The organism is Ciceribacter ferrooxidans, from assembly GCF_004137355.1.
In the GTDB taxonomy this organism is placed as follows: domain Bacteria; phylum Pseudomonadota; class Alphaproteobacteria; order Rhizobiales; family Rhizobiaceae; genus Allorhizobium; species Allorhizobium ferrooxidans.
The window spans coordinates 45,070-58,049 of sequence record NZ_SDVB01000216.1 but is presented as its reverse complement, the minus strand read 5'-3'; the positions used below and the strand labels follow the sequence as shown (position 1 = coordinate 58,049).

Here is a 12,980-nt window from a genome sequence, read left to right as displayed (position 1 = left end):
GATGATCCGCTTCAAGAAGGTCTCCAAGCATTTCAAAACCGAGGGGCACAGAAAGGTGATCCTCGACAACTGCAATATGGAGTTCCTGCCGGGTTATTCCTATGCACTACTGGGCGTGAACGGAGCCGGAAAATCGACGACAATGAAGATGATCGCGGGGTCGGCGCTGCCGAACTCAGGGCGTATCATCAAGGATCTGCGAGTTTCGTGGCCGCTCGGTTTCGCCGGTGGTTTCCACCCGCAAATGTCCGGACGGGACAATCTCGCTTTTGTCGCGCGCGCCTATGGCGAGGACGTCCGTCGCGTGTCCAGCTTCGTGGAGGACTTTGCTGAACTCGGCGACTATATTTTTGCTCCTGTACGCACCTATTCGTCTGGAATGATGGCTCGTCTTGCCTTCGGGCTTTCCATGGCGGTTGAGTTCGATTGTTATCTCGTCGACGAGATTACCGCCGTCGGGGACGCTCGCTTCCAGAAGCGGTGCAAAGACGCCTTCGAAAGCCGCCGCAAAAACGCCGACATCATCATGATTTCACACAGCATGCCGACGATCAACGCTTATTGCGACAAGGGAATCGTCCTCGTGGACGGTCAGATGTTGTTGTATGACAAAGTGGCAGATGCGATCGAAACATACTATCGCTTGAATCGCTGATCGTCTCGAGAGGCGGAAGGGCAAATTGAAACTATGATGAAGCTTGATCAGGACCTGCCGAAGCCGTCGGCTCTCGAAAAGAGTCGCCTGGCAACAAAGGCGTTGTCGGCGACTGCACGTAAGCTTCGCTTCTCGACATCGAACCGTAGCGGCCTCTACAAGGCGGTTGGCCTCAGACCGCGGCTCATTGATCGCATCTTCCGCTGGATGTTCGTCTTGAACACGGTGTTCCTGCTGATTGTGCCTATTATCGGGTCCGTAGTGTACTTCGGTCTGATCGCGTCGGCTCAATATCAGTCAGAAACCCGTTTTGTCGTACGGACGTCAACTCCGGCGATCGGCAAGGATCAGCTTGGAAAAGTGACAGGGCTTCCATCGGCGAAGATTGCGCAGGACACGCAAATCGTCATCAACTTCATCCATAGCCGTACCATTCTCGAAGAACTCGAAAAGAGCATGGACATTCGCTCGCGTTTCTCGCATTCAGACATAGATTTTGCGGCTCGATTGAGATCGGACATCACTTACGAGGAATTCCTCGATTACTGGAACGGAATGGTCAAAACCACGGTGAGTCCTTCCAGCGGTATCATTACGGTGACTGTGAACGCTTTCTCGGCGGAAGACGCGCGTGATATTGCAGCCGGTGTCACCGCGGCGTCTGAAAGAATGATCAATCAGCTCAGCGAGCGGATATGGCAGGACGTGAGCGACTCTGTTCAGGTCAACCTTGACCGTGCCACGGAAAAACTTCGGGAGGTGCGCGAGCGCGTTGCCACGCAGCAGAACGAAAGCGGCGTCCTGACGGTAGAAGGTGCCTCGGCAATGCTCTCTGCGTTACTGACCAAGCTTCAGCAGGAGAAGATCGCGCTGGAGCAATCCTACACCGTCAAGCTGGAAAGCGTAGCCAGCACAGCACCACAAATGAAGATTCTCGCTCGGGAGATCGAAAGCAAACAAGCGCAAATAGACGATCTTCAACGTCAGATTGCGAGTCCCGAAGGTGATGGCGTTGGAAACCTGGCGAGCGTGTCCGCAGAGCTCTCAAGCCTCGAGTTCGAAACCCGGCTTGCGGAGGAGCAGTTCGCGGCAAGCGTCCGTACGTTCGAACAGGTCCAGTTCGCCAGCAAGCAGCAACTCATGTATCTCGACAGCTTCTTGCCTCCGAGCCTGCCTGACGACGCGCTTTACCCTCGGCGCGGCCTTTCGATGGCGCTGACGGTGCTTGGTTGCTTTTTCGTTTGGCTGATCTCGATAGGCCTCTTGAAGGTGGCCAGAAGCAAGGTCGACGTCTGATGACACGGACGATTACGCAATATGATCCCGGTCACGATCCCAGATCGACGCACTACGCTTTGAAGCAGAAAGGGCACGTCATGCAGGCTGTAATCCTGCGTGACGTGAGAACTCGCTTCTTCAATCATGGGCTCGGCTTTCTGCTGGTACCGCTCTGGCCGCTTGCCCATATGTTTATTCTGTTAATGATCTACACGTTCATGGGACGAAAGGCGCCATTCGGGGACAGTCTAAGGCTCTTCTTCGCAACGGGCCTGTTGCCTTGCTTGACATTTATGTATGTCTCGCGGTTCATGGCGCTATCGATCGTAATCAATCGCCCTATGTTGGCCATACCTGCGGTAAAAGTGCTTGACATCTTGTTTGCGCGTGCCTTCTTGGAGGTCATCGCCGCGTTCTTGATGGTCTTTCTGACCTTTTTGATCTTGCTATCCCTTGGAGACAACCCATTCCCCAATGACTGGGAACAGGCTACGCTTGCATTTCTGTCGACGATCCTTCTCGCCATCGGCGTGGGCGTTCTGGTCGGTGTGATCACCTCAATGTTCACCTTCTTCGCGACCGTCTATGCCTTGACGCTAATTGTTGTCTATATTAGTTCCGGTACGCTCTTCGTGGTCTCCGCTCTCCCGGCTCAGGCCGCCTATGCGCTTTCCTGGAACCCCGCGTTGCAGGCAGTCGAATGGATGCGTTCGGCCTTCTTCCCTACCTATAACAGCCCCGTCCTGGACAAGTACTATCTCTTGTCGTTCGGCCTTGGAGCTCTGTTCCTAGGTCTGGTGTTGGAGCGAAGCGTCCGCCGCATCGTTCTGGAAGGGAAGTAAGTCTAGTGGTTGAAATTGTTGCACAGAATGAGCTGTCTGCCGACCTTACGGATCATTCCATTTGGCTTGCGGAAGGCGATGATCCATTCTTTCTCCTGCGCTTTCCGTTCATTCGGAAGCGCTTTCTCGCGATTCGCCTGACGGCGTGTGACGGAGAAATCGAACCGAAAGTCTACGTCAACAAGGGGCGTGGTTTTCGAGAGGAGGATAGCCGCGAGATTGGTCGCGGTAAGGACATCATCATCATCGTGGACGTAGGTCACTTCGGTACAATAGGAACCGTGCGCCTCGATCCTGCAACAGAGCCTTGCCGCTTTGCCATAAACGTCGAGGAATTTGATACGACTATCGCCGTCGAGCGTCATGTTGCAGAGCAGGAGGGTTTATCTTCGATACTGAAGTGCGTACGGCTTGCCAAGCTGCCGCGCTTCTGGAAGTCATTGCCAATCTTGTCATTTCGGCGGAAGAGCAGTGCCTTACAGAATTATATCCGAACAGCAGCCGGTCTAGCTGGCGAGATAACCCTTGCCGAGGCACAGTCCTCCGACCCGCCATGGCTCAGCATTGTTGTTCCCGTCTATAATGCGCCGGCCCGGTACCTTAATGAGCTTGTGTCATCTTTTCTCGAGCAGGATGTCGCCGGCGCCGAACTGATCTTGTCTGACGACGGTTCGACGGCGGAGGAGACTCTTGGTTGGTATGCCGCTCACGAACATGACGCCAGGGTCAACTGCATACTCAACCCGGTCAACAGCGGTATAGCGCGCGCTACCAACGTGGGCCTAGCCGCCGCTAAAGGCGATTGGGTTACTTTCCTGGACCACGACGACGTGATTGCGCCGCATGGACTAAAGGTCATTCGTCAGGCGATGGAAGCTTCTCCCGACTCCGGCTTTTTCTATACGGACGAGTTGGTTGTCAACGACGATCTCAAGCCGACCGGGCTTCTGCTTAAGCCCGCATACGACCCCATCCTCCTCTCCGGCGTTAACTACATCAATCATTTCTCGATTTACCGTCGCGAGAGATTGCGTGATCTGAACTTTCTTCGTCCCGAATTTGACGGCTCACAGGATTACGACCTCCTGTTGCGCTACCTGGACGGATTGGACAACTCTCAAGTCTTGCATATACCCTATCCTGCTTACTGGTGGCGCCGAAACGGCAAGACGTATTCGCGCACGTTTCTCGGAAAGGCGACCAAAAGCGCGCGCCGTGCATTGCAAGAGCACTTCGAGCGCAAGCACAAGCCGAATACCATCCTGCCGGCGCTCACCGAGACGCTTCACCGAGTTAGCTTTGAAGCAGGCGCCGAGGCGACTTGCCCGAAGATTTCGATCATTATCCCTAACAAGGATTCCCATGCTCTTATCTCGACACTTCTGACGGGCATCTATGAAGAAACGAACTACGCCAACCTTGAGGTGATCGTCGTCGACAACGGAACGACGGATCCTGCTACGATTGAACTCTACCAAGAATATGGAAATCGCCATTCTACGTTCCAGTTCCATATAAAGCCTGCACCTTTCAATTTCTCTCGTGCGATTAACGAGGGTATGGCGCGTGCCAGTGGAGATCATTTCCTCCTGCTCAACAATGATGTCGAAATCATCAGTCCGGACTGGCTCGATGAAATGGTGCAGTGCCTGAACTATGACGACGTGGGTATCGTCGGAGCGAAGCTTCTTTATCCGGACAGAAGAATCCAGCACGCGGGCGTCATTGTCGGTTTCGGAGGATTGGCCGGTCACTGGTATTTGAATAAGCCTGAGACGTTCGGAGGCCCGATGAACCGTCTTCATTTGCGTAGCTCGATGGCATGTGTCACTGGCGCGGTCATGCTGATCACGCGTGAGTGCGCAGAGGAGATCGGGCCCTGGGATGAAGAGAACTTCGCTGTCGCCTACAACGACGTGGACTACTGTTGCCGTGCGTACAAGGCCGGTTATCGTATCGTTTGGACCCCTTTCGCGTGTCTGATCCATCACGAATCTGTTTCACGCGGGTCGGACAAATCTGGAGAGCGGCGCGCGAGGTTCGAGGTGGAGAAAGCCAATCTCTGGAGGCTACATGGGACGCAAGACTTTATCGATCCCGCGTCACATCCGGCTTACAGCCGGGATCGATCGGATCCGCGACTGGTTGCCCCGGCCCGCTTGGCGAGGGAGCGCAGATGGTTCGTTTTAAGCGAGCGGAACTGAGGCCACGGTTGGCCTTATTGAATCTCCCGGAGGATTGTCAGTTCGTGCAGCCGATACTCCAAATGAGACACAAGCGCGATATTCAGTCGCCCGATCACCGAAAGGATGGACGGACCGAACCTATGGGCGTGTATGGCAGAAATCTCAGTTGCTCAGCGCCACTCGCTGGAGCTGAAGAACCTGAGGAGATCACGCTATTCTGCGTTTGGCGAACAACAACGGGCACCTTAGGAAGCGAGAGTAGACCGCACTTGGAAATTAGATGCCGCCAAACCTCATCGAAATATTTGGATGTCGCAATCACCGAGGCTCCCGCGTCATGTTTCCGTTAAAATGGAAAGGCAGAACCGGAAAGAAACCAACGCGGAATCGTGGGCGCCTGTCATTGCAGCGTGCCAGCATAGCTATTGATCGCCTATCCCGCTTCCGCTTCTTTTCCGCTTCCGACTATCGTGCATTGCACGATGACCTGGGAATGATGGATCCGGCTGTTCACTTTATCGGCTACGGTGGGGACGAGCGTCGTAAGGCGGCGATCCCAACCCACATCGCGCGGACCTTGGGTATTCTGCAGGCGGAACCCTTGGCGCCATATCGGGGTAGGAAAGATGCCCCTCAAGTGCTTACGATCGGAGTATTTGTTAGCAGCCTAAGCGACCCGTTCTTGCGGGAAACTTCGTATGCAATAGCAACATTGATGCGTCGGGCAGGACATCAGATAATTATGGCAGACGAGAAGTCCGAAATCGAAGAGAGGCCCCGCCACTGCATTTATGTCGCTCCGCACGAGTTCTTCTTTCTCGGCAATGGTCCAGCTTGGGTGCGTGACGACGTACTCATCGACGCTTGCATGTATTGCACTGCGCCGGCACATAGGAGTGAATTCTGGCACAGCCTGCACGTTGTACTGATGGGGCAATCTGTTATCACCTCATCAAGGCCGGTGGCAGTCGCCTTTTCCGAGGTAATGCCGTCGATCAACGTCATTCCGTCAGTCGTCCGCGATGGGACGATGCCGTCAGAAACTGCGACATTGGAACATCCGCTGCTGAGCGGACAGAGATGGTGGGAAGACGCCGAACGGCCCCTAGATTTGTATTTTTTTGGGTCAGCGAGCCCCCACCGAGCTCGATTCTTCGCCAAGCACAGCGACAGGTTAAGTAACTATGACAGTTTCATCTATCTCAAGAAAAGCACAAGCCCGAACAAAACGGGCGGAACTCATTTCGCCGGTGCATTTCCGCAAGTAGCGCAGCATATAGCGCGACATTCTCGGTTGCTAATCAACGTACACCGTGACGAATTTCCTTACTTCGAATGGCATAGGATCGTCGATCAAGCCATGATTAATGGTTGCGTCGCCGTCTCAGAACCATGTTTCTTAACTCCAGAATTTCAGCCAGGCATCCATTATTTGGAGGAAGAGACCCATCGGCTTGTAGCGCTTGCTGAATGGGCTCTTAATGACGCAGATGGTCGAGACATGATGGCCGCCATAGCGGCGGCTGGACAGGCAGCAATCCGCGATCGGCGAAGTGAGCGGGCGAGCGCGCAGATGATCGCTGATGTCTTGACCACTTGAGGTGAAGAGGTGAAGATGCGAAGAAACAAGAGCCTTACAGTGTTGAGTTGGGGCCAAGTAGATCCCAAGCGGGGCGTGTCAGTCGCCATTAGTCTTTACAACTACGCGCAGTTCATCCGAGAGTGCTTAGATTCTGTTGCTGCCCAGGACTGGACCGACATTGAACTCATTGTGGTCGACGATGCGTCACAACGTGATGAATCTCTCGAAGTAGCAACGAGATGGATGAACCAACACCAGAGTCGTTTTGCCGCAGGCCTGTTGTTGCGGCACGAGTCAAATAACGGTTTGGCGGAAACACGCAATACCGCCTTCCAGGCAGCGGCATGCGAGACAGTTTTTGTGATGGACGCTGACAACGTCATTTACCCGTCATGCATTAGGAAACTAAAAAGGGCCATGGACGCGGCAGATGCAGACGCAGCCTACAGTCAACTTGTCATGTTCGGTGATATCGCCGATATAGGCTATGCAGACTATTGGTCGAAAGCCCTGCTAGCGACCGGTCCATACGTCGACGCTATGGCGCTCGTCAACAAGCGCGTTTGGGAGCGAACCGGGGGCTACTCTCATCTGGAGGGCGGATGGGAAGATTACGATTTCTGGTGTAAACTTCTCGAAGAAAGGGCCACGGTCTGTTTCCTCCCGGAACTGCTATGCAAGTATCGCGTGCACGGATCTTCAATGCTGCGCACAGAATCGGCACAGAACTACGAAAGATTGTTCAATACGATAGCGATGCGCCATCCATGGGTGCAGTTGACATGACATGGAAAGCAGACGCCCTACGTGACGACGCCCTCCTGAGCTTGTACGACGAATATCGCCGGACGGTACTTGAACCCGTGATTATCCGCAACGACATCCGGAGCGGTGATCTCTTGGTCGTGTCGGTAATGCGGGATGAGATCGCCCTAGCGAAGGAATTCCTGCGACACTACCGCGGGGCCGGAGTTCAGCGCTTCGCCATCATCGACAACAATTCTAGTGACGGTACGTTCGACTACCTCTGCCGCCAACCAGATGTCGATGTCTATCGCGCCGCCACCGACTTCACCACGGCACGCAAACAGGCTTGGTTGACCATGCTGGTGGACCTTTACCGCAAGGAAGGTCAATGGTTTCTCCATGCGGACGCCGATGAACATATCGTTTTTGATGGTCTGGAATTTGGCTTGACGTTCGCCGATCTGGCGGCGGCGATGGACCGCCAAGGCATTCGCCGCGCACGCGGCTGTCTCGTCGATATGTACGCTGCTGACGATGGGCAAGCTCGGGATAGCGAGAACGAGTTTCTGCCATTGCAGCTAGCATATCCTTGCTTCGACGGCGAGGGGTACCGCGAATACCACTTGACCGAACTAATTGCCCGAGAGGGCGGGCCACGACAACGACTGTTCGGCGCGGTGTCTGAACGGTTCAGACCGCAGCTGACGAAGTACCCACTATTTAGACCGGAGTCTGGCTGTGTCTTCGTGAATCCACACTTCCTTTGGCCGTACCCTGGAAATTTCCGCTCTGCTTGCTTTCTGGGCATCCTGCACTTCAAGTTTCTCCCGGATTTTGAGCGCAAGGTCGAGAAGGCCGTCGAGGAAGGAAATTACTGGCAAGATAGTCTCGAGTACCGGTGCTATCAGTCGGTCATATCACAGACTGGTCGTCTGTCCCTCGCAGACAAATGCACACACGTGTATCAAGGACCAGCCTCCCTGTTGCGTTGCCAAATCATTGCGCCAGTGCCGTGGTGAGACCTGCAAAAATGTCAAAGCGACGTGTTCACGTTCGGGGCGCTCCGTAGTAGATGAGTGCTGCGAGCGAGAGGCCCTAGGCCTAACTGATCAGACATACGGCAACCGGTGAAGACGTGGTGGACGGATAAAATGGAAATAGCGAACGAAGAGTGGAAAAAGGCAGACGTTGTTTGGGACGGGAAATCGTTTGTCTTTTTTCACAAAGACGAGAACGATCACATATTCTCAAGCATCCGAAATTCAAAAAATTTCTACGAACTTGAATTACTTAACGTTTTGGGAGCGTTGCTTCGTCCGGGCGACTGTGTAGTTGATGTCGGGGCAAATATTGGCAATCACGCGGTTTACTTTGCCGGCGTGTGCGGCTGCCGTGTTCTGGCTTTCGAACCCAATCCCGCTGCTGCGGAAACTCTGCGTAAGAACATTGAAACGAATGGTCTTGAGGATAGGATTCAAGTATATGAAGTCGCACTCGGGTCACAAACCGGGAGCGGAAACTTGGTGGTGCCCGTCAACCACAATCTGGGCATGGTATCTGTCGAGGAAGTTGAAGGTGGCGGTGGATCTGTGCGTATTGATCCCCTGTCGAACTATGTTGGCTCCGCCCCTGTTCGGCTAATCAAGATCGATGCCGAGGGCATGGACTATCAAGTTCTCGCCGGTGCGGAGGACGTCCTTGCACGCGATGGCTGTGCCGTGTCTATAGAGGCAGCCACACGGGAAGAGTATCTGAAGATTGACGCTTTGATGGAGCGGCACGGCTACGTAGCGGCGGGCTCGCACAATTACACGCCAACGCATCTTTTTCTTCACCAGCGCTGGGACGAGTCGCAATCTTTCATGCGATGGATGTCTCGTCAGATCTCCCTCGACTACATCGATCGTGCCATCATAAGGGAGGCGCTGAACCGCGGGCGGAGGGAAACCTCTTCACAGATTGAACATGCAAACGAGGAAATCTCTTCACAGGTTACGCGAGCGACCAGTGAAATCTCGTCGCAGGTCCAACAGGCAAACAGGGAAATCTCTTCACAAGTCGAAGAGACAAAAAGAGGGCTGGACTCGATCGCCAGCGCTATCCGCGATCTGGAGGAGAGAGTCAGCCGCCGTGTGACGGACGTAATCCAAGTAGTGCAGGAGTTCGAAAAACGCGTGCAGGACCGCTACAATGCAGGTCAACAACTCACCGAGAACTTGTCAAGCGAAATGACAAGTTGGAAAGACGAGATCAAGGCCCTTTTCCAGTGTACAGTGCTTGCGGCAGAGGTCGACAATCTTCACGAAGCGGTACAGGCGCAGGAACAAGTTTGGTTGATAAGAGAAGTTCAAACGCTCAAGCAGCGGGCTTTTGCCGAATTGCAGCAAGTTGACCTTGTGTCCCATGCTCCGAGGCCCGCAGGAGAAGACATCACGTCAACGATGGAGCAAAAGGAAAAGGACCAACCGCCCCCCAGTAGCGCCGTCCCACCCAGTCTTCTAGACGAGCAGTTTGCCCGGGGAGTGATCGTAAGTCAGGACGTCGTTCGACATAAGGAACTCGTTTCGCTCATCATACCAAGTTACAACAACGAGGACTGGCTGACGCGAGCGATTAACTCGGCACTTTCTCAAAGGGGAGTTAAGGTCGAGATCTTGGTAGTGGACGATGGATCGACCGACAATTCAGTTACCCTTGCACGCGCTATTTCTAATGAACACAAAAATGTGCGGGTCATTTCGCTACTGCGGAACTTTGGCTGCTATTATGCGCGTAACATCGGCGTCATGAATGCAACAGGTGACTACGTCACCATCCTTGATAGCGACGACATCATGAGCCCCGACCGGGTTGCTCTGCAACTTGACGCCCTCAAATCTAGTCCTAACAGCGTCGCATGCCAATGCCGCCTAAGGCGGTGGACCGGCGATTTCAGTCGTCCACTAAACGAACTCCGATATGGTGAGAACAGTCTCTTATGGCGGCGTGAAATTGTAGAAACGATGGGCGGCTATGACACTGTCCGTTTTGGTGGTGACACTGAATTCCGGATGAGACTTCAAGCCAATTTTGGTCCTGCAGCGATCGTGAGAATTCCGGATGAGCTCTATTACCTGCGAACAACAGAAAGTTCACTGACGAACACACGCGGAAGCGAAGCCTACTCCATCGAGAGCGGAAATCTAAAGCCCGCGCTATCTCCCGAACGGCAATCATACGCGAAGAACCTTGAGGAGTGGCACCGAGGACCAAAGCCACTAACCCTGGAGTTTCCGCAATTTTCGCGCCCGTTTGCCTTAGGGTCGGGAGTGCAGAACGCCTCGCCTTCACTCGGACAGAGACGCATCGGCGCAATGGCCAGTTTCCCGCCTCGGCGCGAAAGCCTGAAGGCGACCATCGAAAGCATCTTACCTCAATTGGACGAGCTAATTCTATACCTGAATGATTACGACGACATTCCTGAATTTGCCATCGACCCAAAAATCCGTGCTGTACGAAGCCATGAGGCTCGTGGCGATCTTCGCGACAACGGTAAGTTTTATGACTTACCGTCGGACAACAATTCCTATTTGTTTACATTCGACGACGACATTATATACCCGAAAGACTACACAGCGCGAATGATACACTATATTGAGACACTTAATAGAACAAGCGTGGTTGGTTTGCACGGAGTCATATTTCCGGAGGGAGAGTTTCATAGTCTTTCTCAGAGGACTGTATATCACTTTGCCTTTAAACAAGATGGCTACTTTGTTGACCTGCTCGGCACTGGCACAACGGCTTGGCACAGTTCTACGATGAAGCTTTCCCTAGACGATTTTGGCTCCACAGGTGTCTGCGACCTTTGGTTTGCCGCCGCCGCCGCAAAAAGGGAGGTTCCCCTTTTCTCCATTCCACGAGAGAAAGGTTGGCTGAGAGTGTACGCCAACTTTGAAGAGAGTCTCTATCAGGAAGCGCTTAGCCATCCGCAAAGGTACTTTGACACGTACAGAAAATACGTCGCCCCGGTGATTAATAACGGGTCTATCCGCCGGGGAGTTGAACGCAAGTTGGCGATCAACTTTGAGCGAGACATCCTAACCGCTGCGGGAATTCGCTTATCTGAATGGCACTAAGCTGCAGACTTCGCAGCTATTCATAGAGAAACGGACGACAGAAGAGATGCGAGATGTGTCAATCATCGGGAGCTGCGTTTCCAGAGACGCCTTTGATGTCAAAGCGGGCCCCCAGCTTCCGAATGTGAAATTCTATGCAGCGAGAACGTCGTTTGGCAGCGCGTTCGTGAAAGAACGTTTCCCACTGTCGCTGAGCGAGATCGATCCAAATGGCACGATTGCGAGCCAGTGGCAGAGGAGAATGATAGAGAGGGATTTCGACAAGACCCTCATATGCGCCCTTGAACAGTTCCAGCGCCATGACACCGTCATTTTGGACTTCATCGACGAGCGGTTTGATCTTTTGTGCTATAGGGGATACATAGCGACGTATTCCGCAGAGCTCAGAAAGAACACCAATATGCACAATACCTTGGACGGTGTACGTCTGATACAAAGCGGCTCTCATGAGCACGTTGAACGCTGGATCGAGGGGTTCTGTCGGTTCGCTACAATAGCGGACAAGCTATCACTGCGGTTAGTTCTAAATAATTGCCGATGGGCCGAGTACACAGATACAGGGGAAAGGGTGGCGCCTGAGGAATACGTCGTGAGAAGCAATTCATTTCTTCGTAATCTATATGACATAGCAAGAAATACGTGCGACCTGCGAACCATATACGACGACGACCACGAATTTGTTGCATCCTCAAAACACAAATGGAGTACGGCACCATTCCACTACACGGAAGATAGTTACATAGTTTTTAAGGAGAGACTAGTGAGCATTCTGGAGAGTCGGCAGTAATTTCGCGACAAAAATGAATTGACCTCAACTCAGAAGAAGATGTTCAACCCGGCCCGAAAGACTGGCTACGTATAATTGGAGACATCGCCATGCAAAGCACGACAAGCAAAGTGTCCGCTTCCAATCCGCAGACGGAACAGGGCTTGACGGCAGAGTTGGTCTTGCGCATGCAGACCGTTTTGCGCGAACGCATCGATCGTATGCGAGAAGGACTTCGCATGACCGAGAAGGCGGTTTCTGAGCTTCAAGTCGCCGAAAAGAGGATCGTCACGTTGGAGGCCGAACTGCAGGAAGTGAGGAAATCCTCGAAGGAGCAGGAAATTCGTGCTCGTAAACTCGACGCGGAGAACACCGTATTACGAAAGCGGATTGCAGATCTTGAGGAAACGGAGGATCGGGCGTTGCGCCTACAGCTGCTGCACCAAACCGCGGTCATTGAAGTAGGCCGAATCGTCAAAGCGCTATTGCCTATGATTAGCGGACGCCCTTGGAAAAAGAATATGCCCCTTAACGACAAAGCGAAGTTGTTGATCGCGAACGAGATTGTTGATCCTGTTTGGTATCTCGAACGGCATCCAGATGTGGCCGCGGCAGGTATGGAAGCGGCAGTGCACTATGTACTGCATGGTGCGAGCGAAGGCAGAGCTCCCAAACCATCGCTTGACGAGGGGAAGCCGCTACGATGAACCTCTGGTTTACGCTGCCGACCGCTGCTGTTACGCAACGATCTCAAGCCCGCATCGGTTGCGCCTTGCAGCCGTGCGCTACTGGAGCCGTATCTCAGC

The 12,980-nt window shown here is 53.4% G+C and carries 10 protein-coding genes; all 10 read left to right on the top strand.

Translation table 11 applies throughout. The features are described 5' to 3' along the window. Window position 1 precedes the first annotated feature (1 nt). The 10 genes from EUU22_RS10585 to EUU22_RS10540 all read left to right on the top strand — a co-directional run bounded on the left by EUU22_RS10585 (window position 2) and on the right by EUU22_RS10540 (window position 12,881). A complete protein-coding gene (locus EUU22_RS10585; RefSeq protein ID WP_129331982.1) occupies window positions 2–655 on the top strand; it encodes an ABC transporter ATP-binding protein in 654 nt (217 codons plus the stop codon). A 33-nt stretch (window positions 656–688) separates the two neighbouring features. Continuing rightward, window positions 689–1,951, top strand: coding sequence for a KpsE/RkpR family capsule polysaccharide export protein (locus EUU22_RS10580; protein ID WP_129331981.1), 1,263 nt, complete (start codon window positions 689–691; stop codon window positions 1,949–1,951). Then, on the top strand, window positions 1,951–2,775 hold the full coding sequence (locus EUU22_RS10575) for an ABC transporter permease (RefSeq protein ID WP_245484981.1): 825 nt from the start codon (window positions 1,951–1,953) through the stop codon (window positions 2,773–2,775). The genes EUU22_RS10580 and EUU22_RS10575 overlap by 1 nt, the downstream gene beginning before the upstream one ends. Window positions 2,776–2,780: 5 nt before the next feature. After that, a complete protein-coding gene (locus EUU22_RS10570; protein WP_245484979.1) occupies window positions 2,781–4,979 on the top strand; it encodes a glycosyltransferase family 2 protein in 2,199 nt (732 codons plus the stop codon). A 262-nt stretch (window positions 4,980–5,241) separates the two neighbouring features. Continuing rightward, complete coding sequence (locus EUU22_RS10565; protein ID WP_129331980.1) at window positions 5,242–6,561, top strand: hypothetical protein; 1,320 nt, start codon at window positions 5,242–5,244, stop codon at window positions 6,559–6,561. A 15-nt stretch (window positions 6,562–6,576) separates the two neighbouring features. Next, window positions 6,577–7,329, top strand: coding sequence for a glycosyltransferase family 2 protein (locus tag EUU22_RS10560; protein ID WP_129331979.1), 753 nt, complete (start codon window positions 6,577–6,579; stop codon window positions 7,327–7,329). After that, window positions 7,311–8,309, top strand: coding sequence for a glycosyltransferase family 2 protein (locus EUU22_RS10555; protein ID WP_165351141.1), 999 nt, complete (start codon window positions 7,311–7,313; stop codon window positions 8,307–8,309). Before EUU22_RS10560 ends, EUU22_RS10555 begins: the two co-directional genes overlap by 19 nt. Before the next feature lie 132 nt (window positions 8,310–8,441). Beyond that, window positions 8,442–11,408, top strand: a complete 2,967-nt coding sequence (locus tag EUU22_RS10550) for an FkbM family methyltransferase (RefSeq protein ID WP_129331977.1) — start codon at window positions 8,442–8,444, stop codon at window positions 11,406–11,408. Window positions 11,409–11,463: 55 nt separating this feature from the next. After that, a complete protein-coding gene (locus tag EUU22_RS10545) occupies window positions 11,464–12,195 on the top strand; it encodes a DUF6270 domain-containing protein (protein ID WP_165351140.1) in 732 nt (243 codons plus the stop codon). An 89-nt stretch (window positions 12,196–12,284) separates the two neighbouring features. After that, window positions 12,285–12,881 carry a hypothetical protein gene (locus EUU22_RS10540; protein ID WP_129331975.1) on the top strand — a complete coding sequence of 199 codons (597 nt, stop codon included), beginning with the start codon at window positions 12,285–12,287 and terminating at the stop codon, window positions 12,879–12,881. Window positions 12,882–12,980 lie beyond the last annotated feature (99 nt).

What these genes read in the sequence shown, in the direction of transcription:
- EUU22_RS10585 (WP_129331982.1), top strand. Translation starts at nt 2, where the DNA reads ATGATCCGCTTCAAGAAGGTCTCCAAGCATTTCAAAACCGAGGGGCAC.
- EUU22_RS10580 (WP_129331981.1), top strand. Translation starts at nt 689, where the DNA reads ATGATGAAGCTTGATCAGGACCTGCCGAAGCCGTCGGCTCTCGAAAAG.
- EUU22_RS10575 (WP_245484981.1), top strand. Translation starts at nt 1,951, where the DNA reads ATGACACGGACGATTACGCAATATGATCCCGGTCACGATCCCAGATCG.
- EUU22_RS10565 (WP_129331980.1), top strand. Translation starts at nt 5,242, where the DNA reads ATGCCGCCAAACCTCATCGAAATATTTGGATGTCGCAATCACCGAGGC.
- EUU22_RS10560 (WP_129331979.1), top strand. Translation starts at nt 6,577, where the DNA reads ATGCGAAGAAACAAGAGCCTTACAGTGTTGAGTTGGGGCCAAGTAGAT.
- EUU22_RS10555 (WP_165351141.1), top strand. Translation starts at nt 7,311, where the DNA reads ATGGGTGCAGTTGACATGACATGGAAAGCAGACGCCCTACGTGACGAC.
- EUU22_RS10550 (WP_129331977.1), top strand. Translation starts at nt 8,442, where the DNA reads ATGGAAATAGCGAACGAAGAGTGGAAAAAGGCAGACGTTGTTTGGGAC.
- EUU22_RS10540 (WP_129331975.1), top strand. Translation starts at nt 12,285, where the DNA reads ATGCAAAGCACGACAAGCAAAGTGTCCGCTTCCAATCCGCAGACGGAA.